The following is a 26,802-nucleotide window of genomic DNA, read 5'->3' as shown; positions in this document are numbered from 1 at the left end:
GGTACTGGCTGAGCCTGCTTGGACAGTACTGACCGGACCCCCGTGGCCAGCTTTCACTCGACGGTGTGCAACGTTACTGGGTGTCTCCTACCCGGCCGCACCCTGGGCACGCCCGGGCCCGGACATGCACGTGGCCGGGGCGCCCACCTCGCGGTGAACACCCCGGCCAGCGCGGGTACGCGACCGGATTTCGCTATTCCTCGGCGCCGCCGGTCGGCTCGGTCGTCGGCTCCTGGGTGTCCGAGGGCGGAGTCGTCTTCGTCGTCGGCGGCTTCGGCTTCGACGTCTGAGTCGTCGGCTGCGTCTCGGTCGTCGGCTTCGACGTCGTCGGCGCGTTGGTCTTCGTCGACGGCGTGTTGGTCTTCGTGTTGGTCGGCTCCTGCTCGGAGGTGGTCTCCTCCACCGGCGGCGGCGGAAGCGGGTTCATCTCCGAAGTCGTCGGGTTCCCGGTGTTCTCCGGCGTCTGCTGGCTGTTCATCAGCGCCGAGGTCACCAGGACCGCGATCACCGCGACGGCCACCAGCGCGATGCCCGAGATCACCACGGGCCGCTTGCTCTTGCGCGGCTTCTCGTAGATCGCCGCATCGCCGCGGGTGTCGGAACCCATGTACGAGGTGGCGTCCTCGTAGGCCTGCTCGGAGTACGGCTCGTCTTCGTAGTACGCCGCGACGGTGGTGCCCTGCGAGCCGACGACGCTGGTCGGGGCCAGGTCGGGCTGGCTGGATTCCGGCGCCAGCGCGGGCGGGATCGGCGCCGCCATGGTCGGGATCGACGTCACCGATCCGCCGTCGGAGACCTCTTGGAGCATGTCCCGGACCTGCGCCATGTCCGGCCGGTCCTCGACGCGGGCGGCCATCATCGCCATCAGCGGCTGCGCCATCGGGCCGGCCTGCCGGGGCGGTTCGATCTTCCCGGCGGCCACCGCGTGCAGCAGCGCGAGGGTGTTCTCGTTGAGCCCGAACGGCGGGTGGCCCTCGATCGCCGCGTACAGCGTGGCGCCGAGCGAGAACACGTCGGATGCCGGCGTCGGCTCCTGGCCCATCGCCACGTCGGGCGAGAGGTAGGCGGGCGTGCCGGCGAGCATCCCGGTCTTGGTGACCTGCACGTCGCCCTGCGCCCGCGAGATCCCGAAGTCGGTGATCTTCACCTGGCCGTTGTCGCCGAGCAGGATGTTGCCGGGCTTGATGTCGCGGTGCACGACACCGGCGGCGTGCGCCGCACCCAGCGCCGACGCGACCTGCGCGCCGATCCGCGCCACCTCGCGAGGCGGCAGCGGCCCGTGATCAGACATCATCCCGGCCAGGCTGACGGACGGCAGGTACTCCATGACCAGGACAGGCTGACCCTCGTCCTCGGCCACGTCGTAGACCGAGATGGCGTTCGGGTGCTGGAGTCGGGCCGCGATCCGGCCCTCCCGCATTGCCCGCTGCCGCGCTTCCTCGGCCTCACCCGGATCCAAACCGGGCTGCAGCAACAACTGCTTGACCGCGACCGTGCGGTGCAGGCGTTCGTCGACACACTCCCACACCACGCCCATCGCGCCACTGCCGATGCGTCGCTGCACCCGGTAGCGTCCGGCGACCAGGCGACCTTCGTCGCTCACCGACGTCTCCCCGTACTGCTATCGATGCTCAGCAGGCACCGCGAAACCCTGGGACAATGATCCCGGGTACGGACCCACCGAACATCGGCGGATTTGGCGGACCGGCTCCGGTCCTCCGACATGTACACGTTCTCCACGCGGCTGGGTTCGCCGAATGAATCGAACCGAACCGCGATATGGGAGCCTAGCCGACGCCGTGTCGGCATAGGCCCGAAGTGGAAAAGATCCGTGCAACCGGATTCGACGGTACGCCGGCGCTCCCGCGAGGTCGGCCAACCGGATTCTCCTCACAGTCGTTTTCGCTGGTGGTGTCGGCTCTGCCGGGCCGCGGGCAGTGGCCGGAGCGGGCGGCGTACCGGTTGCGCAGGGCAACGATATCGGTGCTGTCCGGTTCATCCGGGTACGGCGGCGGGCGTTTCCGGGGGTTCGGGTCGTTGCCGCATTGTTGTGAGCGGCCGGTCACGGCTCACCGGGGCGCGATGTGCCGGGCGCCGAGCAGCTCGGCCCCGACGATCCGCGGGTAGGCGTCCGATTCGACGGTGAGCAGCTGGCGCAGCACCACCCGGTGCCCGTCCGGATAGCGGGTCTTGACCTCCGCCAGCACCACCCCGGCCGAGAAGGTCCGAACCTGCAGCTGCATCGATTCGACCTCCTGCCAGGCGCCGACCAGCTCCGCCTGCTGCCCGGTGAGCAGCTCCGGGGCCACCAGCGAGACAGCCGAGTTCGGATCGTGGTCGAGGCGGCGGTAGAACTCGTTGACCAGGTTGAGCGCCGATTCGTGGCTGCCGGCCGAGGGGTTGGCGGTGCTCTGCTCCGCGGCCTCCGGCGCCTCGTCGGTGCCGCCCGAACCGGCCGCCGCGGCGAAGCCGCCGTTGGCGTCGAACGGCCAGCCGGCCTCCCGCACCAGATCCGGGCGCAGCGCCAGCACGCCGGTGATCGGGGCGGCGGAGGAGGCCGGACGCGGCGCGGCGGCGGGTTGCGAGATGAGCTTCGCGCTGACCACGGCGGCCACGAGCATCAGCAGGGCGCCCAGCACGCCGAAGACGATCCAGCTGCGCAGCGGCGGCGCGTCGGCCGACGGGTCGGGAGCCTTCAGCAGCTCGTCGGCGATCCGCTCGTGCGCCGGCGACAGCGGTTCTCGCTTGATCAACTCGGCCACGGTGACCGCGCCCGCCCCGCCGCGACGCCTGCTGGTCGAAGGATGTTGCTGCACTTGCTCGCCCGCCCTCATGAGTTCGCCGTAGAACTCGTACCGCGCCGACACCCGGATCGCGAAAGGCTTACCGCCGAGTTCACCGGAAGGGGTGCGAGCGAGGACTCGAACGGAGCAGCGGATCACGAGCAGTGATCAGGCGATCCGCTCGTCGGAGGTGATCAGCGGCTCGTCCTCCATCGTGTACCGCAGCTCCCGGCGCTGGGTCTGCACCGTGCCGTCCGCCATGGTCAGCCGGACGGTGTGCAGCGTGCTGGTCGGGGTCGCGTAGCTCTCGACGACCTCGACCGACTCGGCGCCCGAATACCTGGCGGCGAACGCCTCGTAGCCCTCGGCCCGCAGCGACCCGGTGGTCAACGCGTAGGCGCTTCGCAGGTCGCCGCGGCCGATCGCGGCGTAGTACTCCTGGCCGCGCCGCTTGACCGGCTCGGTGTCGGCGAACAGCAGCTTCGGAACCTCGGACGTCCGCGTCGGGCTGGGCGAGCTCGGAGTGATGCTGGAGGTCGGCAGGCCGGGCGCGCCCGGGGCGGCGCTGCCGATCGGGCTCGGGATGCCTGCCGGCGTGGTCACCGGCTGCAACGGCTGGAGTGGCTGCGGTGGCTGCACCGAGCCCGTCGCCCGCACCGCCTCCGGCCGGGTCGGGTCGCCGGTCAGGTAGTACGGATCGGTCGGCAGCACCGGCGGGTACTCGCCGCGCGGCATGCTCGGCAGCTCCAAGCCCTCGATCGTCGTCGACCCGTCGGCCAGCAGCGTGGTGGCGAACATCAGCCCGCCCAGCGCGGCGGCCGACGAGGCGATCGCGAACCAGGCCGCCTGCCGCCAGGTCCGCGGCGGGGTGACCGACGCCGGGACCATGCCCAGGTCGAATTTGTGCAGCCCGCCCACCGGCATGGTGTCGACCAGCGGATCGGTCATCAGCCGCGCGCCGCGCGCATGCGCCGCCGCCCGGTGCGGGCGGCCCGCCGGAGTCCACGACACCGGGGATCCGGCCAGGCGGTGCCGACCGTGCGCGGACGGTTCCGGCGTCGGCGGCCAGTCGAGCTGGCCGCTCCAGCCGAGGGTTCTGCCGCTGTGCATCGGAGATCTCGACTTTCTTCGACTCGCGGGGAGTTCACGACGTGTCGACAACGTGGAATGCCTCGGCGAGTCGACCGGTCATGCCGTGCCGCTCGGCCGTTCGTGCCAGATGCCGCCGGATCATGCCCTGGAGGTCGTCGAGGTGCGCGGTCTGCGACCGGTGCGCGGCCAGCGCCGCGAGCTTCGCGTCGAAGTGATCGGTGATGTCGACCGCGTGGTTGATCCGCTCTTCGGGTGACTCCGACATCCACAGCTCGCGCACCGTCCACGGTTGCAGCCCTTCCCGCAGCAGCTCGGGGTGGGCGAAACCGTTGCGCGCGTCCGGGTAGATCGCGGCCAGGGTGGCCTCGCCGACGGCCCGGTGGTCCGGGTGCGAGGTCGGGAGGTGCGCCCAGTTGATCTCCGGGGAGTGGCTGATGACCCGGTGCGGGCGGACCTCGCGGATCACCTTGGTGATGTCCCGCCGCAGCTGCAGGTTCGCGACGACCTGCCCGTCCCGGTAACCGAGGAAGTGCACGTCGGAGACGCCGACGGCGGCCGCGGCGGCGCGCTGCTCGTCCTGCCGGATGCGCGGCATGTCCTCGCGCGGCGTGTCGTCGAATCCGCCGGCGTCACCGGCGGTGCACACGCAGTAGGTGACCTGCACGCCCGCGGCGACCCAGGACGCGACGGTGCCCGCCGACCCGAAGTCGACGTCGTCGGGATGCGCGGTGACCACTAGGGCACGCCGGGCTGCGGAGGACGTTTCCGGCGAAGTGGTCATGGTCACAGCCTAAGGGGAGGCCGCGATGACTCCGGTGCGGGGTCGCGCAAACACGAAAGGTAATCAAAGAGGCCTTTCGGCGCCTCGAAACGAACCGAAAGGCCTAATGTTGATCCGGCAGATGGCTGCGTAGCGTGCTGATCGCGCTCGGCGAGCGGCTCCGGCCATAGCGGCGAACGTCGATCAGAACTGCCCGTTGCGGAACTTGCTCTGCGTCGACTGCAACGCCTTGAGCGAGGCGATGCCGCCGCCACCGCCGAGGAGCATCGCGAAGATGTCCGCGCCGGCCGAGTCGCCGGAGCTGATCAGCAGGGCCAGCAGGGTCACGCCCAGGCCGACACCGGCGATCGGGAACCGCTTCCGGGCGAAGTCCACGGCGGGCTGGCCGCCGGCGCGCTTCTTCGCGGCCGATGTCAGCATCGCGAGGTAGCCCGCGTGTCCGGCGGCGACGAGCACCCCGGCCAGCGTCACGAGAAAGGCCACAAGAGCAAGAACACCCATGACCACAGTCTGCCTTGTTTCCGCCGTGCCCGGTATGGGTGATATCCCGGATATGCCTCGCGCGGGCCGCCGGCGGGCGGAATCCCGGGAGCGCCGGGGCGCCGCCGGAAGTTCCGCCGAATGCACTACCGCGAAAAACGCCCGGTCAGCCGCACTGCCGCGGCGGCCGGTGGAAAAGGTTGTGGGTTGGCCCTGGATTGAGACCGGACTCACGCCTTAGGTTCTCAGGCTATGAGCGATCGGTTGGCCGGGTCGGTTGGTGCGAGCTCTGCGCGATCCAGCGCCAGCGGCCTGGATCTGGGGGACAAACGAGCACTCGTCACGGGTGCGGCGAGCGGGATCGGCGCGGCGGTGGCCCGCCGGTTGGCGGCGGCCGGCGCAGAGGTCATCGCCGTGGACCGGGCGGCCGAGGTCGAGGCGATCGCGGCCGAGATCGACGCCGAGGCCAGGATCGTCGACCTCGCCGACCTCGATGCCGCCGCGGCGCTCGGCGACCGGGTGGACATCGTGGTCAACAACGCCGGCTTCCAGCACGTCGCGCCGATCCACCGGTTCCCGGCCGACACCTTCAGCGCGATGCTGCGGGTGATGGTGGAGGCGCCGTTCCGGATCGTGCGCGCCGCGCTGCCGGGCATGTACGACCGCGGCTGGGGACGGATCGTCAACATCTCTTCCGTGCACGGGCTGCGCGCGTCGCCGTTCAAGAGCGCCTACGTGACCGCGAAGCACGCGATCGAAGGGCTGTCCAAGGCGACCGCGCTGGAAGGGGCTGCGCACGGGGTGACTTCCAACTGCGTCTGCCCGGGCTTCGCGCGCACTCCGCTGGTGGAGCGGCAGATCGCCGACCAGGCGGAACTCCTCCGGGTGCCGGAGGACCAGGTCCTCGAAGACGTGCTGCTGGCCCGCACGCCGATCAAGCGCCTGGTGGAGCCGACCGAGGTCGCCGAGCTCGCGGTGTGGTTGTGCGGCCCGGGCACCACTTCGATCACCGGGGCGTCGTTCCCGATCGATGGCGGCTGGACCTCGCACTGAGCTCTTCCCGTCGCGCTGGTGGGCGGCCCTGGGGTGCCCACCAGCGCGTTCGCCGTCGGCGTCGCCACCGAGAACGGGACTGGGGAACGGGACTGGGAACGGTCGCTCAGTGGCCGAGGCGGCCGCGGCCCAGGCGCAGCAGGATCATCGCGAGCTCGCGGCCCTCCGGGCCGAGTTCCCGGTAGCGCGCGAGCACGTCCATCTCGCGGTTGTAGACGATGCGCGGCCCACCGGCCGCCATGCGGGCCTGGCCGACCTGTTGGGAGACCTCGGCGCGGCGCTTGATCAGGCGCAGGATCTCGGCGTCCAGGTAGTCGATCTCCTCGCGGAAGTTGCTGATGGCCTCCGCGGCGGCCTGCTTGGCCGAGGCGGGCTCGGACTTCGGCTGGTCACCGTCCACAGTGGCGTTCATCGGGCGTTTTCCTCCGGATTCGGCCCCGTCCCCGGCTCCCGGAACGCGCGAACGCCCCGAGTCCGAGGACCCCGGGGCGTCGTAGTGGTTTTTGAGCTCACGCAACTACGGGCGCCGGAGTCCCGGGCCCGTAGAAAAACTCGTAAGTCTGCGTTCGCACGCGCCCAGTCTGCCACAGCCCGCATCGGCCTGGCCATGAGGTGAGCTCATCATCCCAACGAGTGGACCATGGATTTCATCGATCACCAGTTCGAGTTATTCGGTGGCATTACGCCGGGGCCAGCGTGGATCTTGGAGTCATGACGACCGAATCCGCTGCGAACCAGCATCCCGACCAGCGCCCCGACCAGCACTTCGACCAGCACTTGGGCCAGCACTCCGAGCGGTATCCGGGTCGGCTCGCTCCGCCGCCCGCCGCGCGGACTGCCGACGCGCGCTGCGGATCACGACGATGCCCGCCGCAACGCCACCGGCACAGGTCAGCGCGAGCACCGTCCAGCCGTAGCCGATCGCCCGGGCGGCCTCGCCGAGCGCCACCGCGACGGTGGTCTGCACCGCCGACCACAGCGCGCCGGCGACCGCCGAGAGTCCCAGAAACCGGCGGTACGGCAGCCGCAACGTGCCGACCACCGCCGGGACCACGGCGTGCACCACGGCGACGAAGCGCGTCGTGATCAGCGCGCGCCCACCGGTGTCGTGCACGACCGCCTCGGCGGCCTGCCAGCGGCGCGCGCCGATCTTGCGCCCGGCCCACGTGTTGCGGAGCCCGGGGCCGATCAGGCGGCCCAGCCAGTAGCCCCCGCTCTGCCCGATGACATTGCCCAGCACCGCCGCGGCGAACAGCGCGGGTGCCCACCGGACGCCGAGGACGGCGACGGTGAGCAGCAGCGTCGCCTCGCCGGGGATCAGCAAACCGATGAAGAGGGAGGTTTCCAATGACAGCAGGACCAGGGCCAGCAGCACGCACAGCCACGGGTTCAGCGTCGCGGCCCACGCGATGAACTCCCGGATCGCGGCATCGATCTGGCTGATCAACTCCATGGGCGGCACGTTCCGTTTCCGTGGCGGTTTCGGCGGTCGGAATTCACCGTCCAGGCCGGCCGCGCGCGGGGGATCCGGGTAAGTCCCGGATCGGTCCCTGACTTTCGCGGCCGGGGATTGCTCCGGAGCCGCGCCGGGCACGCCGTCGGTGGGCTGGGGATTCGGGCGCCGGGACTCGGGCGTCGGTGTCCGAACCGTCCGGCGAGCCGATCCGAGCGTCCGGTTCGGGCACCGGGATTCGGGTTTTGTCCGGGCACGCCGGTAACGTGGAGCAACGATGAGCACCCCACTCGACCTCCAGTGGCAGAGCGATCTTCCGCAGCACGGATCGCTGCAGTCGGACGAATCCGGGCGCGCCTCGCGGTCCGGCCCGGACCCGGACGCCCTGCTCACCGGCCTGAACCCGCAGCAGCGCGACGCCGTGGTGCACACCGGCTCGCCCTTGCTGGTGGTGGCAGGTGCCGGGTCGGGCAAGACGCGGGTGCTGACCAACCGGATCGCGTACCTGCTCGCCGGCGGCGTGCACCCGGGCCAGATCATGGCGATCACCTTCACCAACAAGGCCGCGGCCGAGATGAAGGAACGCGTCGTCGACCTGGTGGGGCGACGGGCCAACGCGATGTGGGTGTCGACGTTCCACTCGATGTGCGTCCGGGTGCTGCGCCGCGAGGCCAAGACGCTGGGCCTGTCGTCGAACTTCTCGATCTACGACGCGGACGACTCCCGGCGGCTGATCACCATGATCGCCCGGGAGCAGGACCTGGACTCCAAGCGCTACCCGGCGCGCACGCTCGCGGTGCACATCTCGAACCTGAAGAACGAGCTGCTGACCCCGGAGGCCGCCGCCGAGCAGGCGGGCAACGACATGGAGCGCAAGGTCGCCCAGGTCTACGCGGGCTATCAGCGTCGGCTGGTCGAGTCCAACGCGATGGACTTCGACGACCTGATCATGCGCACGGTGGAGCTGCTGCAGGACCACCCGGCGGTCGCCGAGTACTACCGGCGGCGCTTCCGGCACGTGATGGTCGACGAGTACCAGGACACCAACCACGCGCAGTACGTGCTGGTGCGCGAGCTGGTCGGCACCGGTGCGACCGACGGCGGCGTCGAGCCGGCGGAGCTGTGCGTGGTCGGTGACGCGGACCAGTCGATCTACGCCTTCCGGGGCGCGACGATCCGCAACATCGAGGAGTTCGAGCGCGACTACCCGCAGGCCAGGACGATCTTGCTGGAGCAGAACTACCGCTCCACGCAGACGATCCTGTCCGCGGCCAACTCGGTGATCCGGCGCAACCCGAACCGGCGCGACAAGCGGTTGTGGAGCGATGCCGGGGACGGCGAGCAGATCGTCGGCTACGTCGCGGACAACGAGCACGACGAGGGCGCGTTCGTCGCCGGCGAGATCGACCGGCTGGTGGACCAGGGCGACGCGACGTTCAACGACATCGCGGTGTTCTACCGGACGAACAACCAGTCCCGGGTGTTCGAGGAGGTGTTCATCCGGCTGGGCCTGCCGTACCGGGTGGTCGGCGGCGTCCGCTTCTACGAGCGCCGCGAGGTGCGGGACGCGCTGGCTTACCTGCGGGTGCTGGACAACCCGGACGACACGGTCAGCCTGCGCCGCATCCTCAATGTGCCCAAGCGCGGCATCGGTGACCGGGCGGAGGCCGTGGTCGCCGTGCACGCCGAGCAGGAGCGGATCTCGTTCGCCGCTGCGCTGCGGAAGGCGGCGGCCGGGCAGGTTCCGCTGCTCAACACGCGGGCGCGCAACGCCATCGCGGGTTTCGTGGCACTTCTCGACGAGCTCGAGGCGGTCGCGGCTGAGTCCGATGTCGCCGAGATCCTCGAGAAGGTGCTGGAGAGCACCGGCTACCGCGCCGAGCTGGAAGCCAGCGACGATCCGCAGGACGCCACGCGGGTGGAGAACCTGACCGAGCTCGTGACGGTCGCGCGGGAGTTCACCGAGACCCTGGCCGGAGCGCCGGTCGGCGAGGCCGAGGTCGATCCGTCGGCCGAGGCGGTGGTCTCGGAGGCGGTGCCGGCGGCGGAGGACGCCGAGGAGACGGCGCTGGGGCTGCCCGCGGACGACTCGCTGTCGGCGTTCCTGGAGCGCGTCTCGCTGGTGGCGGACGCGGACTCGCTGCCGGAGTCCGGGGACGGGGTCGTCACCCTGATGACCCTGCACACCGCGAAGGGCCTGGAGTTCCCGGTGGTGTTCTGCTCCGGCTGGGAGGACGGCGTGTTCCCGCATTCGCGGGCGCTCGGCGACCCGGCCGAGCTGGCGGAGGAGCGGCGGCTGGCGTACGTGGGCATCACCCGTGCCCGGCAGCGGCTGTACCTGTCGCGGGCGCTCATGCGCTCGGCGTGGGGGCAGCCGATGACGAACCCGGCCTCCCGGTTCCTCACCGAGATCCCGGACGAGCTGATGCACTGGCGCCGGATCGAACCGGAGCGAGCCGCCCCGCAGGTGCGCAGCACCTGGGGCAGCCGCGGCGGTTTCGACCGCACCGGGTCGGATTCGGCGCAGGCGGGGCTGGCGGAGCGCGGCATGCGCAGCACCGGCATGAAGGGCTGGAAGGACACGGTCGCCATCAAGCTGGCGGCCGGCGACCGGGTCACCCACGACAAGTACGGCCTGGGCACGGTGCTGTCCACCGAAGGAGAGGGGCCGCGGGCCACCGCGACGATCGACTTCGGCACCGCAGGCACGGTTCGCCTGATGCTGATCGGCAGCGTGCCGATCAGCAAGCTCTGAGCCGGCGGCGAGCGGTTCGACGTCCTAAGTGGACGTTATTCGGGTCGCGGTGGAATAACCGGCGGCCGACCGAGGTTTGGTCCTGCGGTAGCAGCAGCACAACCTTGCGAGGCATGCAGTGAGTGAAACCCGGGCAGTCGTGGACGAGTTCTACCGTCGACTGGGCAACGGCGAGATCGGCTCGTTGGCCGAGCTCTTCGCCGACCGCATCGAGTGGGACATCTACGGTGCGGACGACGTGCCCTGGACCGGGCGGCGAACCACGCGGGCGGAAGCGGCGGAGTTCTTCGCGTCGCTTCACACGCATCTCCAGCCGGAGGAGTTCGCGGTGGAGCGCATCCTCGTGGACGGGGCGGACGCGGTCGTCCTCGGCCGGATGCGGCAGATCGTCAGGGCGACCGGCAAGCCGTTCGTGTCGCCCTTCGCCTTCCACTTCACGGTGGAAGGCGGGAAGATCACCCGCTACGTCACTTTCGAGGACAGCCTGGCCCTGGCCCGCGCTTTCGGCGCTTCCTGAACCTCCTCGGCCAGCGGCAGCCGGCCGCTGGCGATCAGCGTCCGAACCGGGGTGAAAACGGGCAGGGCCGCGCGTCCAGTGCCCGGTTCGAGAACCGCGCAAATGGCCAGGTGCGCCCAGGGATCAGGTTATGGGCGGCCCGAGTTCGTCGTGGAATCGTGCTGTGGTCGCAGGAGCTCGAAGATGCTCGAGAAACTGTCCGAGCCGTGCCCGGCGGCCGATCGCCGAGTCAGCAACGTCTGCAGCGGTCCGTGGAGGGAATCGTCGACTCCCGCGCCGGTGCTGATCCGGATCAGTGCGTCCACGCTCGCCCTGTTGAGGTCGATGGTGGACACGCCTTCGGCGTACCTGCGCGATTCGGCCTCCCGCGCCAATTCGGGGAGGAAGTCGGCCATTCCGCGCAACCACTGGGATGCCAGGGGCGCGAATTCCGTTGGGGTGGCGCCGGCCGAGGCGGTGAGGAGCGCGGCGGCGTGCAGGAATCCGGTGAGGGCCGCGTATCCGGTACCGAGCACGGCCAGGTCGTGGACTTCTGCGGCGGCGGGATCGGGTCCGAAGTAGTGGGCTGACGCCATCACCTCCAGCGCCGCGCGGTGGGTGGTGAATCCGTTGCGGGAACCGCTGTAGAGGAAGAACGCGGCCGGGGTGGCGACCGTCTGCGGTAGCGCCATCATGGCCCCGTCGAGATAGTCGGCGCCGTGCGCGGCGGCCGAGGCGGCCAGCTGCCGGGCCTGTTCCGGGGTGCCGTTGGCGAGGTTGACCAGCAGGCGTCCGGAAAGGTCGGTGCCTGCCTGTTCCAGAACCGCTTGCGTGGCAGCGCAATCCAGCAGTGGCGCGATCACCAGCGGCCCGGACGTGATGGCGTCGGTCATGGTGCTGGCACGAACAGCGCCGCGGGTGACGAGGTCGTCGGCCTTCGCGGCGGACCGATTCCACACGACGACGCGGTACCCGGCGGCCAGGTACGCGTCGGCGATCGCGGTGCCCATCAGTCCGAGGCCGAGGATCGTGACGCTCGGTTCAGCCATGCTGGGTCGCCTTCCGGAGGGCCTCGGCGACGCTGGCGATGCCGTCGCTGCCGTGGCCTGCCCGATCCGCCAGCGCCAGCAGCGTTTTGGCGAGTTCCGGCACGTCGGTGCGAATGCCCTGCGCCGCGCTGGTGTGGATCAGGTGGTCGATGGCGGCGGCGTGCACGGCCACGGTGCCGTCGTCGTCGGGATAGGTACCGGCGGCGATGTGGCGGGCGTGATCTGTCATCAGCGAGGTTACGAACGGCATGTGCCCGGTCGCGACCGGCGCGAAGGTCGCCGGGTCGACGCCGGAAGCGCCGACCAGCGCGACGGCGTGGTAGAAGCCCGCCAAGGCGCCCCACGCCAGTCCGAACAGGGCGGTGTCGTACACCGGGGCGAGCGCGGGGTCGGTACCGAGGTAGACGGAATTCCCCAGTGCCCCAAGCACTTCCGCCTGCGCCGCGAATGCCTCACCGGCGCCGCTGAAGACGAACAGGGCATGCGGTTGCCCGACCAGCCTGGTGCCGCTCATCGCCGCGCCGTCCAGGTACTCGGCGCCGAAGCCGGAGACCTGATCGGCCATCCGCACCGCGTCCTCCGGCGTGCCGGAGGTCAGGTTCACCAGCGCTCGGCCGCGCAGCTGCTCGGAGACCGGTTCGAGCAGCTCTCGCACGGTGTCGTAGTCCGGCAGGCAGACCACTACCAGCGGGCTCGCCTTGATGGCCGCGCGCACCGACGGAGCACGCATCGCACCCGCCGCGACCAGGTCGTCGGCCTTGGCGGGCGTGCGATTCCAGACCGTCGTCGGATGTCCTGCGACGTGGAATGCCTGTGCCAGCCGGGTGCCCAACTGCCCCAGGCCGATGACGGATACGGCGGATTGTTCGTCTTTGCCGGTCATGCGGAGGTTTCCGTTCTGATCGTTGCGGTGGCTCGCGAGCCGATCCTCATATAGAACGTTACGTAACGTTCTATATGAGTATTAGTGGCCGCGCGCCGCCGAGTCAAGAACGTTACGTAACGTTCTGTTGGTGCTATGGTGTCGCGCATGTCCGAGACCTCCACCGCGCGTACCGCCCGGTCGCGGGACGCGATCCTGCGGGCGGCCATCGATCTCTGCGTGGACCAGGGCTATTCGGCGGTGACCATCGAGGCGATCGCGGCCCGGGCGCGGGTGGGCAAGCCGACGGTGTACCGGTGGTGGCGTTCGAAGAACGCGGTGCTGCTCGACGCGCTGCTGGAGATGTGGGCCGCGCCCATCGTGCCGCTGCCCGAATCCGATGACGTGGCAGGCGATCTGCGCACCTGGCTTCACCGCCTGGCCGACACCTTCAACGACCCTAGGTTGCGCGCGGTCATCACCGGTGTCATCGGCGCGGCGCAGCACGATCCGCAACTGAAAAACGCCATCCGCGAACGGATCCACACTCCGCTGCGATCCGGCAATCAGAGCCGCATCGTCGCTGCGCAGCGGGCGGGGCTGCTGCCCGAGATCGATCCCGAACTGCTGGAGGACTCGCTGGTCGCCCCGTTGTGGTACCGCATGCTGGTCAGCGGTGCGCCCCTCGATCACGAGTATGCCGACGCGATCCTGGCCAACGTGTTGCGCAACTGAATCCGGCCTGCCGCCAAGGCATCCGAACGGTCGAAGTCGGCGTGCTGCTCGGTGAACACCGCGCGGGCGCCGGAATCCCAGCGGCGCCGCGATCGAAGTCGCTGTCGCGGTGCCCGCAGGGGATTGGTCAGGAACTCGCACCGCCGGCGGAGTCGCCGAGGACGGCGATGGTGTCCCGGATGCGGGCCCGCAGCCACTGGTGGGCCGCGTCCGCGTCGTTGCGGGGATGCCACGCCATGCCCACCTCCACCGGCGGGAGGTCCAACGGCACCTCGAAGGTGTGCAGCCCGAGTCGTCGTGCCGCGGATTCCGTTGTGAGGCAGACGAGATCGGTCTCCCGGGTCAGCAGCAGCGCGGCGGTGTGGCTGGGCAGCACGACCGCGACCCGCCGCTGGATTCCCAGCTCCGCCAACCGCTCGTCCACCGGCCCACGTGTCCGACCGCGCCGCGAAACGCTGATGTGCTCGGCCGCGCCGAATCGCTGCGGTGTGACCCGGCCGCGAGCCAGCGGATGCTCGACGCGCACCGCGCCGACCAGCCGCAGCGAGGTCAACGGCGCCGTGCGGGTCTCGGGATCGAGGTGTCTGAGCATTCCGAGCTCCACATCGATCAGGCCGTCGCGCAGGGCGCTGGTGTCCTCGGCGGCTTCGGAAGCGAACCGCAGCGTCACTCCCGGCGCGGCACTCCCGGTCGCTGCGAGCAGCGCGGGAGTCAGCGCGTCGACCAGGAGATCGCTGGCCTGCAAGGTGAAGGTGCGGGAAAGCGAAGCGGGGTCGAACGCCGCCCCACGGGTGAGCAGCGCGCGCGATTGCTCGATGACGGCGTGCACGTCGTCGCGCATCGCCGCGGCGAATGGCGTCATGACCATGCTCTGACCGGCGCGCACCAGGATCGGGTCGTGCAGGATGCGGCGGATCCGGCCCAGTGTCCGGCTCATGGCCGCGGGCGAAGTCTGCAGCCGTTCCGCCGCGCGCGTCACGCTTTGCTCGCGCAGCAGCGCATCCAGCGCCGCCAGCAGATTCAAGTCCATCGTGGACATTCGGAACTCCATTATGACGTCGGTCACAACTGCCGCGAAGGATGTTGGCCACCAGCAGTATTGCGCGCAGGGCAAGGATTGCGTGCTGACTCTGCTATCGCGGCAATGATTTCACCGGCCCAGGGTGGAGATGATCCCGCACCGGCGGGAACCTTTCGACCTGAGGAGAACCGACCCATGCGCAACGGCGACGTGCTGGCAGTGGTCAGCCAGAGCGGCCCCACCGTGAGCTTCTACGATGCGATCACCCACCAGCCGCTCGGCACCCTCGAACTGCCCTCGGAACCGCACGAGCTCTGCTTCGACCCCGAGCACCGGGTGCTGTACTGCGCGATCACCTACCGCTCGGGCTACTACGGCGAGAACATGGGGCGAGCCCACGAGATAGCGGTCATCGATGCCGATGCGCGCGAGATCGTCGAGGTGGTCGATATCGCACCGGAGCACGGCCCGCACGGCCTGGCGTTGGATGCCGAGAACCGGCGGCTGTACGTCAGCGTCGAGGCCGGGCCCGCCGGGCCGGGCGCCGTGGTCGTGCTCGACACGAAGACCCGCAAGCAGATCGGCCGCATCGACACCGGAGCGCCGGGCCCGCACTGGTTCGCGATCACGCCGGACGGGCGTCGCGGCTACGCCAGCAACAAGGAAGCCCCGTTCGTCTCAGTGGTCGACCTGGAGGCCAGCCGGCTGCTGCACCAAGTGCCGGTCCCGGGCAGCGAAGGCATCGCCGTCACCCCGGACGGCAAGCACGTTTGCGTGGCCACGCCGAAGGCCGAGTTCGACGGGGCGACCGTCGCGCCGACCGGCATCGAGGTGATCGACACCGAGACGAACGCCATCGTCCGGACGATCCGAACCGAGGACCCGGTGTTCTCCGTCAACGTCACCAGCGCCGGCACGCTGCTCGTGGGCGGGCTCCGGTTCGCCGGCGGCCCGGCCCTCGGCCGACAGGGACCCGGGCGGCTGCTGAGCTACGCGCCGGGCACCTATGAGCCGCTCGGCAGCGCCGAGGTCGGCAGCTTCCCGCTCACCATCGCGTCCTCGCCCGACGGCACGCGCGCCTACGTTTCCGCCGTCGCGTCCTCAACGGTCTCCGTCATCGACCTCGAAACCCATCGCACGTTGGCGACGCTGCCGATCGATCGTCGTGGCGAGCCCGGCGCGCACGGTCTCGCCTACATCCCGGTCGGCCGGGGGTGCTTGGGTTCGTAGAGCCCGATCTCGGTGCCGCTGGGCAGGCGGATAGCGGTGAGCAGTCCCCAGCCTTCGTTGCTGACCGGGCGGGTGATCTCGACGCCGCTTTCCTGCAGCTCGCCGATGGTGACCGCGATGTCGTCGCACATCAGGTAGAGCTCGCAGGTGGGCTCGCCGCGGGTGGGATGGGTGGCGAGTTCTGCGGGCGGCAGCCCGAAGATCAGCCACCCGTCCCCGGCGTCGACGGAATCGAACCCGAGCACGTCGCGGAGGAATGCCCGGTCCCGTTCGGCGTCCCGGCTGAACAGCAGCAAGTGCGCACCGTTGATCATCGCCACCACCTCCTGACGAAACCGTGCCACGGCAGCGGGCAGCCCGCCGCTCCAAGAGAGGCCCTGAAAGGCTATCCGCGGCAGGCGGGCAGCGCGCTCCACAACGCGATCAGCGCTTCGGTGCGTTCGGACCGCGTGTCATCGTCGTCGCAGGCCAGGACCACGCGGTGGATCTGCGCATCCATTCCTTGCGCCAGCAGCGCAGCGGTCAACTCGTGGTCTGGCCCGCCGACGGAGCAGCGGCGGAGTTGGTGCGCGATCTCCGGGATCAGCCAGTCGAACAATCGCCGAACTCGCGCGACTCCCTCGGCCGTCCTGGGTGCGTGCTCGAAAAGCAGGCTGTGCAGGCCGGAGTGCCTGCGGTGAACTTCGAGCACGCCGACCACCAGCACGCGAACCACGTCTCCCCATCGCGGAGGCAGGTTCGACATATCACGCAACAACCCGGCCAGATCGCTTTCGAGCTGCTGGAGGTGCTGCTCGCCGAGCGAGTGCAGAATGGCGCGCTTGTTCGGGAAGTACTGGTACACCGAACCGATCGAGACGCCGGCCCGCTCGGCGATGCGATTCGTGGTGGCGCTGAGCCCTTCGCGCTGGAAAACCTGAGCAGCCGCCTCCAGGATCACCTCGAACGTCTCTTGGGATCGCTGCTGGCGCGGCCGTTTGCGGGGGATGTCGATGGGTGTCTCAAATGCGAGTTGTGGGCGGTTGTCGGTGATCCGCAGACTAGCACCATGAAACGCGAATACCTGCGATTCTTTCCGTCGGATCTGCAACTGGAGTCACTGCCGCGCACGGAATCCACCTGGTGGCGATGGCGCGATCTCGACGTCCACGTCGAGCGGGTCGGTGCACCGGACGCCCCGCGCCGGGCGGTGCTGCTGCACGGGGCGGGCGGGCACGCAGATGCGATGCGGCCGTTCGCCGCGTTGCTCGCCGTTCGCGGATTTCAGGTGGCTGTGCCGGACATGCCGGGCTACGGCCGCACCCGCGTGCCGAGGCGCAACCGCATCCGCTACCCGGACTGGCCGGCACTCGCCGCCGATTTCGTGCGCTCGGAGGCGCGAATGGGCCCGGCACCGCTGCTGATCGGCGCGAGCATGGGCGGAATGCTGGCGTACGAAGCCGCGACCCGAACGGGCTTGGTCGACACGATCCTGGTGACCTGCCTCCTCGATCCGCGCTCGGCAGCGGCCCGCGAGCGGATCGCGCGGACGCCCCTCCTCGGCCGCATTTCCCAGCCGCTGCTGCGGTTCGCCCGCCCGGCGGATTCGATTTCGATTCCGATGCGGTGGTTCGCGAACATGCGCGGGATGAGCGGCAACCGCGAATTCGTGGATCTCGTGATCGCCGATGAGCTCGGCGGCGGGAACTCGATGCCGCTGGGCTTCCTGCGCACCGTCCTGACATCGGCTCCGGCGGTGGAACCGGAGCAGGCGGGGAACATCAAGGTCGTGCTGGCGCATCCCGCCGAGGACGCCTGGACGCCGGTGGAGTTGAGTCGACCGTTCTTCGACCGGCTTACCGGGCCGAAGGAACTGGCCATGCTGCCGGGCGCCGGGCACTTCCCGATCGAGTCGCCCGGCGCGCACCGGCTCTTGGACCTGGCGGCGTCCTGCTGAGTCAGAAGCGGTAGCGGAGCATTCGGCCCATCCGCCGCATCGCGGTGATGCGCCCGGACGCGCGGATGGCGGCCCGCACCGGTCGCGGGTACCTGTCCAGTTCCGGTGCATCGGTGAACGACCACTCGGTGACGAACCGCAGCCCGGGCACGTTGGATTCCAGCGCTCGCGGCTCGTCGATGCCCCAGTGCAGGCGTGCCCCGGCATGGACCACCGCGGGGTTGAACCGGTTGGACACCCGGACCCCCAGGCTGCTGAAGGCGTCGAAGATCAGCTCTCCGCTGGGGAAGTGCCCGGTGATGCGGCGCAGCAGCGCGAGACCGTCCACTTCGGACAGGTACATCGTGAGTCCTTCGGCGACCACCAGCACCGGGCGGTCGCCGGGGATGTCGTCGAGCAGGCCGGTCGCGGTCACCGACGAACCGATGGTGTGGTGGTGCGGGCGTTCCGGGAAGAGGCGCCGGCGCAGCTCGATGACGTCGGGCTGGTCGATGTCGTACCACTCGACGCTCTCCGGCGGATCGATCCGCTCGAAGCGGCTGTCCAGCCCGCAACCCAGGTGCAGGACCGTCATGCCGGGCCGCAGCGCCTCCTCGACCCAGCGATCCAGCGCCTTGGCGCGCATCGCCACCGAACCGGCGTTGTGCGCGTGCAGCTTGAACTTGCCGAAGTCGAAGTCGATGCGCTGCACGGCCTCGTCGGCGTGCCGGTCGCGGAGCATCGGATCCGCCGACCGGTTGTCCAGCGCGCGCAGGTAGAGCGTGGCGAGCATGGTCGCCTGCGCGCCGGTCAGCTCGACCTTCTCCCGCGGCTGGTGCTCGAAGCTGTAGTGCAGCAGCCGCATGGCCTTGCGCAGCGGAGGGATGGCGTTCATGAACTTCGCGATCGTCCGGTTGGTCGCGTCCATCTTCGCGACGGTCGGCAGGTCCATCATCGGCAGTTCCTGCCGCAGCCGGAGTCCTGGCACGCGCAGTTCGAGGGAGTGCGGATCGCCGATGCCCCAGTGGAATGAGGCGCCCGTTCGCTGCAGGAACCCGGAGAAGCGGGCAGCCCGCACGGTCCACGGCAGCACCGAGTCGAAGATCATCTCGCCGATCTCGAAGCGCTCGACCAGCCGGCGCAGCAGGTCCACGCCGTCGGCCTCGGTCAGGTACATCGTGAGGCCCTCGGCGATGACCAGCGTCGGCCGCCCCGTCGGGATCTCGTCGAGCCAGTCCCGCTCGGTCACCGACGCCGCGATGGTGCGGTAGTTCGCCGGGCCCTGCGGGTAGAGGCGGTTCCGCAGCTCGATCACGTCGGGCATGTCGATGTCGTACCAGTGCACGTCGGCGGGCACGTCGAGCCGGAACGCCCGGCTGTCCAGGCCGCACGCGAGGTGCAACACCACTGCATCGGGGTGCTCGGCGAGGTAGTGCGCCGCCCAGTCGTCGAGCTGCTTGGCCCGCAGGATCACCGCCATCCGGTCTCCCGTGCTCATCAGCCGGCGGAAGTCGAAGTCGATGCGGTCGAGCAGCCGATCCGCGGTCTCGTCGCCGAGCACCGGATCGGGCCTGCGGTTGTCCAGGGCCCGGGCGTAGAGGGGGCCGAGGAGCGTCTGCTGAGCGCCGGTAAACCGGATCTGTTCGGTCACGCGGCCCAAGCTACACTTGTTTCACAAATTCGTGAAATAAAGAAAACGTATAAAATCTTTCGTGTGATCGACACGGCTGCTGAGGATGAGGACATGGCAGAACGCACCGGCGACGAGGTGCTGCGGTTCGTCGAGCGGTTCGCCCTGGACCTGACCGGCGCCGGCTTCCCACGCATGGCGGCGCGGGTGTTCGCGAGCCTGCTGGTCGCCGACGAGGGGCGGCGGACGGCGAGCGAGCTCGCCGAGGCGCTGGACGTGAGCCCGGCGGCGGTGTCCGGCGCGGTCCGCTACCTGGCGCAGGTCAAGCTGGTGGTGCGGGAACGCGGTCCCGGCGAGCGGCGCGATCACTACCGGGTGCTCGACGACGTCTGGTACACCAGCATCGTCGAGCGCGACGCGGAACTGCTCGGCTGGGAGCGGACCCTCGCCGAAGGCGTGGCCGCGGTCGGCGCGGAAACCGGGGCGGGGCTGCGCCTGGACGAGACTCGCCGGTTCTTCGAGTTCCTCCGCGCCGAGATTCCGGAGCTGATGCAGAAGTGGCACCGGCAGCGAGGGTCGTGACGCGAGGCTCAACGCCGTGGTCCCGCTGCGCGGCTCACCCTAGCGCCCAGTTCGCGCAGGTGCTCCACGAGTTCGGCAGGCTCGTGCACCTCGAACTCGCAGCCGAGCTGGATCAGCCGGAACGCCAGCCAATCCAGCGTGTCGGTACGGCTGCGGAGCAGGCAGCTGTGCTCATCGATCGGTTCGAGATCGACCTGGTCGCCGAGACGGGCGGAGATCTGCTCGACCGGAGCGTGCAGCGTCGCCACCGCCCGGTAGGTCGGAGCGAGGCCGAACAGCTTCTGCCTGATGAAGGCGGCGGCGTCCTCGGCGGGCAGTTCGCGCGGCGCGGTCCGGACTCCCGTCGGCCAGGGCTCGGTGATCCGGTCGACGCGGAAGGTTCGCCAGTCGTCGCGATCGTTGTCGTAGGCCAGCAGGTACCAGAGGCGGCCGGCCGTCACGAGGCGGTGCGGCTCGACCAGGCGCTTGCTCTCGGACCCATCGGTGGTGCGGTAGGCGAAGCGCAGCCGCTCCCGGGCGGTGATCGCCTTGGCCAGCGTGGTGAGGAGCTCGGGATCGACGGCCGGCCCGTCGCCGGCCAGCGTCAGCGGCACGGTTGCCGCGCCGAGGGCGTTGACCCGCCGCCGCAGCCGCGAGGGCAGAACCTGTTCGAGCTTGGCCAGCGCCCGCACGGACGTCTCCTCGATGCCGTGCACGGTGTTCCGCGCCGCCGTGCGCAGGCCGACCGCAACGGCCACGGCCTCCTCGTCGTCGAGCAGCAGGGGAGGCATGGCCGTGCCGGCGATCAGGCGGTAGCCGCCTTCCGCACCCATCGTCGCCTCAACCGGATAGCCGAGCTCTCGCAGCCGGTCGATATCGCGGCGGATGGTGCGCGGGCTGACCTCCAAGCGCGTGGCGAGTTCGCTGCCCGGCCATTCGCGCGGGGTCTGCAGTAGCGACAGCAGCGTGAGCAGGCGGGACGTCGTGTCGGTCACGCGATGCAGGATGCCACGCCATGTAGGTCGAAAACGGTCCTACATGGGGGGCATGAGCAACGAGATCAGGCCGGTCTGGAAACAGAAGTGGCGCCGACGGTTGTCGGCGCCACTTCTGAATTCGCGCTGGGTCCTACGCGGGCGAGATGCCGCGGGACTGCATCCAGGGCAGCGGGTTGATCTTCTTGCCACTGGTGTTCCACACCTCGAAGTGCAGGTGCGGGCCGGTGGAGAAGCCGCGGTTGCCCATGGTGGCGATCTGGTCGCCGGCCTTGACCTTCGTGCCCTGCTTGGCCGTGATGGTGTTGACGTGGCCGTAGACGGTGATCGTGCCGTCCTCGTGCTGCACCCGCACCCACAGGCCGAAACCGCTGGCCGGGCCGGCCTCGATCACGACGCCGTCGGCGACGGAATAGATCGGGGTGCCCTTGGCGTTGGCGATGTCGATGCCGTAGTGCGTGGTGCCCCAGCGGCCACCGAAACCGGAGGTGAAGCTGCCGTCAGCGGGGAGCACGTACTTCGGGGCCCGAGCCGCCTCCTCGGCGGCGATGCGGGCGGCGTCGCGCTCCTGGGTGATCCGCTCGCTCTTCTCGAGCTTCTCCATGTCGGAGCTGACGTCGGTGGTCTTCGCGACCGGGAGCATCGCCGGAGCGGGAGCGCTGCCGCCGACGCCGGTGTAGGACTGCTCGGCCATCGCGGTGTTGAACGAGGCCGACGCGTCGGAGGGGTTGAAGTCGTCGTGGTCCGGGGCGGCGTGCCCTTCACCTGCGGCCATCGACTGCCCGGCGGCCGCGAAGGCGCCGGCTGCGACGGCGGCGACGACCACGCGGCCGCGCCAGACCGATGCGGGTGAGGAGCCCCGGGTCTTCGCCGGACTGCTGGAGGGGTCGTCGGGGGACGCCTCCGCACAGCCCGGAGACTGTTCTTCGCCGCCGGGGGAGCGGTGTCGAGCCAATGCCTGCCCTTCCGTCTCGGGGAGCCGGATCACGTTTCCCGGGCGGGGATCCCGGGGCCGGTCGGGGAACCGGCCGAAGGTTGTCCTTCGTGATCAGACCGTGACAACGGACCGGGGGACCGTAACCAAGGTGATCCCCTAGGGGCAAATCCCGGTCCGTGGTGGCTCGACTACGGAACGTGCCCAAAAGGAGCGCGGCGGGCCTGATTGTCGGGCCTGTGTAGATACTGGGAGTGGTCGTCGCGCAGCGGAGCTGCCAGCGGGTTCGTGATCGCCGCGGGGTAGATCGATCGGCCCGTCGTGGACGCGAAGATGTTTCGATCAAGATGCCGGGCCGTAGTGAAATGTGTCGCGAGTCACACTCTAAGAGCGGCTTGATGGGCACTCGGAAGTGCTCCGTTCGGGCGGTTCTAGGGGATGTCCCTGAGTGGTGCGACCGGTGAGCGGCGCCGGCATCCGGGGTTGCTAGCGTCTGCGCGGTGACTGCGCGGCCCGACCATCCGTCCGGCGGTTCCTCGGCTCACGCCACGAATCCGCAGCCCGACCTCGATCTACCGATGCGGCTGAGGGTCGCGATCGTGGTGGCCGCCGCCGGTGCCCTGCTCGTCGGCCTGGGGCCATTGCTCGGGCTCGTCGTGCCCAGCGCTCCGGCGGCATTCCTCGCATGGCCGCTCCTGCTGGTGCTCGCCCTGCTCGCCCCTGCGTTGGCTTTCGTCTTCGCCAAGCGCGGGCGGCTCGGAACGGCAGCGGCCGTGCTCGTCGGCCCGGCGGCGCTCGCGCCCGGCCGGTTGGTGCTGGATCTGCAGTTCGTCGCCGAGGCGGGGCTGGCCGCCCGGCCCGAGCTGCTCCGGGTGGAAACCCTCGAGGCCCTCGCCCCGTCGACCGGAGTCTGGCTGCTCATCGCCGGACACGTCGCGGCGATCGTCGCCGGTGTTCTCGCGGTTCGGGGCATCGGGCACGGCGATGAGGACACCGGCTCGCACCGGCAAGGCCTGCTCACGCTCGTGCTGTGCGCCGGCGTGGTCGCGGCCGTCGGCGTCCTGATGGCGCCGTTCGCCTCCGGTGATCCATATCTATTGCCGCATCCGGCGCTGGATGGGCCGGTGGTGCTGCTGATCGGCGGCATCCTGCTCGCCGTCGCCGTGCCGAGCGCCGCCGGATTCCTGGCGGGCTCCACCGACCCGGAGTTCGCCCGCGGCGGGCTGCTCGGAGTGGCCGCGGCGCTGGCCTGCGTGGCCGTGCCGCCGCTGGTCTCCGCGGCCGTGCTCGACGGGGTCCAGTTCGCTTGGGGGCCGGTGCTCGTCGTGGTCGCGGTGATCGCGTTGGTGGTGCTGGCGGTGCCTGCCGGGCGCGCCGATTCCGCCGAGCCGGCCGACGATCTGCGCCTGCCCGCGCTGACCCGACTGATCACCATCTCGGCCGTGCTCGCGCTGGTGGCCGGTGCGCTGGCTGTGCTGGCGGCGGCCGCGCCGCAGGTGGAGATGCCCTTCGGGCTGCGCGACCCGTCGCCGTATCCGGCGCGGATGCTGTGGCCGGCCGGTTTCTTGCTGGTGGCGCTGGGCATCGGACTGCTGCTGCCGCGCGCCGCCGGATGGCTGCGCCCGATGCTGCCGGTGGTCTGGGTGGTGATCCCGTTCGCGGCGGCCGGGGTGCTCGACGCGGTGTTCACCGCCGTGCAGGCAGCGGACGCGCACGCCGGGATCGGCGCCTGGGCGGCCGGGATCGCGGTGCTGTTCGCCGCGCTCGCGGCGATCATCGCGGCCATCGCCGGCGCGGTCGAGCGCGACGACGTGGATCTGACGGAAATGGCGATGCACCGCATGGTGCTGGTTCCGTCGCTCGTCGCGTTGCTGCTCGGTGCCGGCGCGTTCAGCTTCCCGGTGCTCACGGCCCCGGACTACACAGCGCCCGGCGTGTTCACCGCCTTCGGGACGACGTCCTGGGGACTGGTGATCGCGCTGGCCGCGGTGGTCGGAGCAGCGGTGCTGGCGCCGATGTGCCGACCGCCTCGCGCTGCGGCGCTGCTGTGCGCAGCGGCGCTAGTCGTGGCGGTCCGTGTGCTCGAATTCCCGCTGACCGCGGAACGGCTGCCGGGCTCGGAGCCCGGCCTGGGCCTGTGGTTCGGAGCGGCCTGCGTGGTGGTGCTGCTCGGAACCGCGATCGCGGCTGCCCGCGTGCCCCGCGATCGACAGTAATAAGGAAGGCTTCCTGATCGCACCTAGCGGCCCTGGAGCGGAGTTCCCGCAGGGCACGGGCTCGCTTGGGTCGCTGGCTGTGGTCGCGGGAGGCGGCTTGCGTCGTTGGAAGCCGCCTGTCCACCCAGCTACCGAGGCGAACGGTCGCCTCAATCGTCTATCGGAGCGGACAGGCCGTTCGCTCCACGCCAGCCAGCGGGGACAGTCCCAACGCCGCGTGTCGCGGCATACGTGAGCCGGGAATCACCGAGTGCTCGGGCGGAGGCCACGGTTTCCACGGGAAACGACGTCACGCGCACCACTGCGCAAAACGGTTCCCAAATGGCTCATGGCCCAGGTGAGCAGCGGAAACGACGAACGGGAGTGACGCGGGTGTTCGGCCGTTCGCCGCGGGCGGATCACTCGATCTGCCGCCTTGCCGACGCCCGCGGCGCGGTCGACAATGCCTGGCACACCGTCACGGTGCGCTGTTCCGTTCGTCACCACGAACGTCGATATCGAGCCTGCGGAGCAGGCGAATCCCCGTGCTGGACGGTTCGACCAGGCCTAACGCCCCACCTCAGGTGAGGCAGTTCACCGGGTGCGCCGCCCCATGCGTCGTCGCAGGTCGATATCGTCACCGAGTCCGACACCGACGTCGCAGGAGAGTCGAGTGGACCTGTACGAGTACCAGGCGAAGGAGCTCTTCGCCTCCCACGGAGTGCCGACGCTGCCCGGCGCCGTGGTAACCGAGCCGCAAGGGGCCAAGGCAGCCGCCGCAGAACTGGGCGGGCCCGTTGTGATCAAGGCCCAGGTCAAGACCGGGGGCCGCGGTAAGGCCGGTGGCGTGAAGCTGGCCGAGACCCCGGATGAGGCCGAGACCAAGGCCGGGGCGATCCTCGGCCTGGACATCAAGGGCCACATCACCCGCAAGGTGCTGGTCACCACCGCCTCCGACATCGCCGACGAGTACTACTTCTCGTTCCTCCTCGACCGCGCCAACCGCAACTTCCTCGCGATGGCCTCCGTCGAGGGCGGCATGGAGATCGAAGAGGTCGCGGCGACCAAGCCCGAGGCGCTGGCGAAGATCGCGATCGACCCGATCGAGGGCGTCGACCAGGAGAAGGCGCGGGAGATCGTCGCCGCCGCCAAGTTCCCGGCCGAGGTCGCCGACCAGGTCGCCGACGTGATCGTCCAGCTCTGGGAGACCTTCGTCTCCGAAGACGCCACGCTGGTCGAGGTCAACCCGCTGGTCAAGGACCCGCAGGGCAAGATCATCGCGCTGGACGGCAAGGTCACCCTCGACGAGAACGCCGCGTTCCGCCAGGCCAAGCAGGCCGAGCTGGTGGACAAGGAAGCGGAGAACCCGCTCGAGGCCAAGGCCAAGGAGAAGGGCCTCAACTACGTCAAGCTGGACGGCGAGGTCGGCATCATCGGTAACGGTGCCGGGCTGGTCATGTCCACCCTCGACGTGGTCGCCTACGCCGGGGAGAAGCACGCCGGTGTGAAGCCGGCGAACTTCCTGGACATCGGCGGCGGTGCCTCTGCCGAGGTCATGGCCGCCGGCCTGGACGTCATCCTCGGCGACCCGGCCGTGAAGTCGGTGTTCGTCAACGTCTTCGGCGGAATCACCGCCTGCGACGCGGTTGCCAACGGCATCGTGCAGGCGCTGAAGATCCTGGGCGACGAGGCCACCAAGCCGCTGGTCGTCCGCCTCGACGGCAACAACGTCGAAGAGGGTCGCCGCATCCTGGCCGAGGCCAACCACCCGGTCGTGACGATGGTGGACACCATGGACGGTGCGGCCGACAAGGCCGCCGAGCTGGCTGCGGGGGCATGAGGCCATGGCTATCTTCCTCAACGAGAACAGCAAGGTCATCGTTCAGGGCATCACCGGCTCTGAAGGCACCAAGCACACCGCTCGGATGCTGCGCTCCGGCACCAACATCGTCGGCGGCGTGAACGCCCGCAAGGCCGGGCAGACGGTCGAGATCGAGGGCAAGCAGCTCACGGTCTTCGGCACCGTCAAGGAGGCCATGAAGGAGACCGGCGCCGACGTGTCGGTCGTCTTCGTGCCGCCGAAGTTCGCCAAGGACGCCGTGATCGAGGCCATCGATGCCGAGATCGGCCTGGCCGTGGTCATCACCGAGGGCATCCCGGTGCACGACTCGGCCTACTTCTGGGCGCACGCCAACGCCACGGGCAACAAGACCCGGATCATCGGGCCGAACTGCCCGGGCATCATCTCGCCCGGCAAGTCCAACGCCGGCATCATCCCGGCCGACATCACCGGCCCGGGCAAGATCGGTCTGGTGTCCAAGTCGGGCACGCTGACCTACCAGATGATGTACGAGCTGCGGGACATCGGTTTCTCCAGCGCCGTCGGCATCGGTGGTGACCCGATCATCGGCACCACCCACATCGACGCGCTGCAGGCCTTCGAGGATGACCCGGAGACCGAGGCGATCGTCATGATCGGCGAGATCGGTGGGGACGCCGAGGAGCGGGCGGCCGACTACATCAAGGCCAACATCACCAAGCCGGTGGTGGGCTACGTGGCCGGTTTCACCGCGCCGGAGGGCAAGACCATGGGCCACGCGGGCGCCATCGTCTCCGGTTCGTCCGGCACCGCCGCGGCGAAGAAGGAGGCCCTGGAGGCCGCTGGGGTCAAGGTCGGCAAGACGCCGAGCGAGACCGCCAAGCTGATGCGCGAGATCGTCAAGGGCTGAGCCCGATCTCGACACGTCCTTTTCGGGGCCGGACGCCTTCGGGCGTCCGGCCC

At 69.9% G+C, this 26,802-nt stretch carries 24 protein-coding genes and 1 pseudogene; 10 read left to right on the top strand and 15 right to left on the bottom strand.

The annotated features are described in order from the left end of the window. Positions 1-193 precede the first annotated feature (193 nt). The 5 genes from AB0I53_RS23325 to AB0I53_RS23305 all read right to left on the bottom strand — a co-directional run bounded on the left by AB0I53_RS23325 (position 194) and on the right by AB0I53_RS23305 (position 5,157). The gene (locus tag AB0I53_RS23325; protein ID WP_358606540.1) at positions 194-1,603 is read right to left on the bottom strand and encodes a serine/threonine-protein kinase; all 1,410 of its coding nucleotides are present in this window, start codon (positions 1,601-1,603) and stop codon (positions 194-196) included. A gap of 466 nt (positions 1,604-2,069) precedes the next feature. Next, on the bottom strand, positions 2,070-2,867 hold the full coding sequence (locus AB0I53_RS23320; RefSeq protein WP_358606537.1) for a hypothetical protein: 798 nt from the start codon (positions 2,865-2,867) through the stop codon (positions 2,070-2,072). A gap of 84 nt (positions 2,868-2,951) precedes the next feature. Continuing rightward, complete coding sequence (locus AB0I53_RS23315; RefSeq protein ID WP_358606534.1) at positions 2,952-3,893, bottom strand: hypothetical protein; 942 nt, start codon at positions 3,891-3,893, stop codon at positions 2,952-2,954. A gap of 34 nt (positions 3,894-3,927) precedes the next feature. Next, positions 3,928-4,656, bottom strand: coding sequence for a PIG-L deacetylase family protein (locus AB0I53_RS23310; RefSeq protein ID WP_358606531.1), 729 nt, complete (start codon positions 4,654-4,656; stop codon positions 3,928-3,930). Positions 4,657-4,839: 183 nt separating this feature from the next. Further along, the gene (locus AB0I53_RS23305; protein WP_358606528.1) at positions 4,840-5,157 is read right to left on the bottom strand and encodes a hypothetical protein; all 318 of its coding nucleotides are present in this window, start codon (positions 5,155-5,157) and stop codon (positions 4,840-4,842) included. 231 nt (positions 5,158-5,388) lie between these two features. On the opposite strand from AB0I53_RS23305, the gene AB0I53_RS23300 reads away from it, so the two are divergent. Beyond that, positions 5,389-6,189: a 3-hydroxybutyrate dehydrogenase gene (locus tag AB0I53_RS23300; protein ID WP_358606526.1), complete on the top strand. Its 801-nt coding sequence runs from the start codon at positions 5,389-5,391 to the stop codon at positions 6,187-6,189. A gap of 106 nt (positions 6,190-6,295) precedes the next feature. Here AB0I53_RS23300 and AB0I53_RS23295 read toward each other — a convergent pair whose 3' ends face one another. Together AB0I53_RS23295 and AB0I53_RS23290 are read right to left on the bottom strand one after the other, a co-directional pair. Beyond that, entirely contained in the window at positions 6,296-6,601 is a 306-nt protein-coding gene (locus AB0I53_RS23295) for a chorismate mutase (protein ID WP_358606523.1), read from the bottom strand. A gap of 297 nt (positions 6,602-6,898) precedes the next feature. Next, positions 6,899-7,642: a VTT domain-containing protein gene (locus tag AB0I53_RS23290; protein WP_358606520.1), complete on the bottom strand. Its 744-nt coding sequence runs from the start codon at positions 7,640-7,642 to the stop codon at positions 6,899-6,901. Between the two features lie 277 nt (positions 7,643-7,919). Here AB0I53_RS23290 and pcrA point away from each other — a divergent pair, with 277 nt between their 5' ends. Together pcrA and AB0I53_RS23280 are read left to right on the top strand one after the other, a co-directional pair. Further along, positions 7,920-10,397 carry a DNA helicase PcrA gene (gene pcrA / locus AB0I53_RS23285; RefSeq protein ID WP_358606517.1) on the top strand — a complete coding sequence of 826 codons (2,478 nt, stop codon included), beginning with the start codon at positions 7,920-7,922 and terminating at the stop codon, positions 10,395-10,397. A 118-nt stretch (positions 10,398-10,515) separates the two neighbouring features. Then, entirely contained in the window at positions 10,516-10,914 is a 399-nt protein-coding gene (locus AB0I53_RS23280) for a nuclear transport factor 2 family protein (protein ID WP_358606514.1), read from the top strand. 128 nt (positions 10,915-11,042) lie between these two features. Here the strand turns inward: AB0I53_RS23280 and AB0I53_RS23275 are convergent, their stop codons facing one another. Continuing rightward, the gene (locus tag AB0I53_RS23275; protein ID WP_358606511.1) at positions 11,043-11,942 is read right to left on the bottom strand and encodes an NAD(P)-binding domain-containing protein; all 900 of its coding nucleotides are present in this window, start codon (positions 11,940-11,942) and stop codon (positions 11,043-11,045) included. After that, positions 11,935-12,831 (bottom strand): annotated as a pseudogene (locus tag AB0I53_RS23270) (NAD(P)-binding domain-containing protein); the annotation flags it as partial. The pseudogene AB0I53_RS23270 and the gene AB0I53_RS23275, both read right to left, overlap by 8 nt. A gap of 141 nt (positions 12,832-12,972) precedes the next feature. Between AB0I53_RS23270 and AB0I53_RS23265 the strand changes: the two are divergent. Beyond that, positions 12,973-13,539, top strand: coding sequence for a TetR/AcrR family transcriptional regulator (locus AB0I53_RS23265; protein WP_358606508.1), 567 nt, complete (start codon positions 12,973-12,975; stop codon positions 13,537-13,539). A gap of 127 nt (positions 13,540-13,666) precedes the next feature. On the opposite strand, the gene AB0I53_RS23260 is transcribed toward AB0I53_RS23265, so the two are convergent. Beyond that, the gene (locus AB0I53_RS23260) at positions 13,667-14,578 is read right to left on the bottom strand and encodes a LysR family transcriptional regulator (protein ID WP_358606505.1); all 912 of its coding nucleotides are present in this window, start codon (positions 14,576-14,578) and stop codon (positions 13,667-13,669) included. A 177-nt stretch (positions 14,579-14,755) separates the two neighbouring features. On the opposite strand from AB0I53_RS23260, the gene AB0I53_RS23255 reads away from it, so the two are divergent. Next, entirely contained in the window at positions 14,756-15,790 is a 1,035-nt protein-coding gene (locus tag AB0I53_RS23255) for a YncE family protein (protein ID WP_358606502.1), read from the top strand. Here the strand turns inward: AB0I53_RS23255 and AB0I53_RS23250 are convergent. Next, positions 15,754-16,104 (bottom strand): VOC family protein, encoded by a 351-nt coding sequence (locus AB0I53_RS23250; protein ID WP_358606499.1) that lies wholly within the window; start codon positions 16,102-16,104, stop codon positions 15,754-15,756. The two genes, AB0I53_RS23255 and AB0I53_RS23250, sit on opposite strands and share 37 nt — an antisense overlap. 71 nt (positions 16,105-16,175) lie before the next feature. Continuing rightward, positions 16,176-16,730, bottom strand: a complete 555-nt coding sequence (locus AB0I53_RS23245) for a helix-turn-helix domain-containing protein (RefSeq protein WP_358606496.1) — start codon at positions 16,728-16,730, stop codon at positions 16,176-16,178. A 108-nt stretch (positions 16,731-16,838) separates the two neighbouring features. Here AB0I53_RS23245 and AB0I53_RS23240 point away from each other — a divergent pair, with 108 nt between their 5' ends. Next, positions 16,839-17,726, top strand: a complete 888-nt coding sequence (locus AB0I53_RS23240; protein WP_358606493.1) for an alpha/beta hydrolase — start codon at positions 16,839-16,841, stop codon at positions 17,724-17,726. Position 17,727: 1 nt separating this feature from the next. On the opposite strand, the gene AB0I53_RS23235 is transcribed toward AB0I53_RS23240, so the two are convergent. Next, positions 17,728-19,356: a class I SAM-dependent methyltransferase gene (locus tag AB0I53_RS23235; protein WP_358606490.1), complete on the bottom strand. Its 1,629-nt coding sequence runs from the start codon at positions 19,354-19,356 to the stop codon at positions 17,728-17,730. Positions 19,357-19,449: 93 nt separating this feature from the next. Here AB0I53_RS23235 and AB0I53_RS23230 point away from each other — a divergent pair, with 93 nt between their 5' ends. After that, complete coding sequence (locus AB0I53_RS23230; RefSeq protein ID WP_358606487.1) at positions 19,450-19,917, top strand: MarR family transcriptional regulator; 468 nt, start codon at positions 19,450-19,452, stop codon at positions 19,915-19,917. A gap of 8 nt (positions 19,918-19,925) precedes the next feature. Here AB0I53_RS23230 and AB0I53_RS23225 read toward each other — a convergent pair whose 3' ends face one another. Both AB0I53_RS23225 and AB0I53_RS23220 read right to left on the bottom strand, forming a co-directional pair. Next, the gene (locus tag AB0I53_RS23225; RefSeq protein ID WP_358606484.1) at positions 19,926-20,891 is read right to left on the bottom strand and encodes a YafY family protein; all 966 of its coding nucleotides are present in this window, start codon (positions 20,889-20,891) and stop codon (positions 19,926-19,928) included. Positions 20,892-21,024: 133 nt separating this feature from the next. Continuing rightward, positions 21,025-21,717 carry a M23 family metallopeptidase gene (locus AB0I53_RS23220; protein ID WP_358606482.1) on the bottom strand — a complete coding sequence of 231 codons (693 nt, stop codon included), beginning with the start codon at positions 21,715-21,717 and terminating at the stop codon, positions 21,025-21,027. Positions 21,718-22,325: 608 nt separating this feature from the next. Here AB0I53_RS23220 and AB0I53_RS23215 point away from each other — a divergent pair. The 3 genes from AB0I53_RS23215 to sucD all read left to right on the top strand — a co-directional run bounded on the left by AB0I53_RS23215 (position 22,326) and on the right by sucD (position 26,749). Beyond that, positions 22,326-24,041, top strand: coding sequence for a hypothetical protein (locus tag AB0I53_RS23215; protein ID WP_358606479.1), 1,716 nt, complete (start codon positions 22,326-22,328; stop codon positions 24,039-24,041). A gap of 652 nt (positions 24,042-24,693) precedes the next feature. Then, complete coding sequence (sucC, locus tag AB0I53_RS23210; protein WP_358606476.1) at positions 24,694-25,860, top strand: ADP-forming succinate--CoA ligase subunit beta; 1,167 nt, start codon at positions 24,694-24,696, stop codon at positions 25,858-25,860. 4 nt (positions 25,861-25,864) lie between these two features. Further along, positions 25,865-26,749 (top strand): succinate--CoA ligase subunit alpha, encoded by an 885-nt coding sequence (sucD, locus tag AB0I53_RS23205; protein WP_358606473.1) that lies wholly within the window; start codon positions 25,865-25,867, stop codon positions 26,747-26,749. Positions 26,750-26,802: the final 53 nt, after the last annotated feature.

Source organism: Saccharopolyspora sp. NPDC050389 (assembly GCF_040655595.1).
In the GTDB taxonomy this organism is placed as follows: domain Bacteria; phylum Actinomycetota; class Actinomycetes; order Mycobacteriales; family Pseudonocardiaceae; genus Saccharopolyspora.
This window is presented reverse-complemented; position numbering and strand designations above follow the sequence as displayed.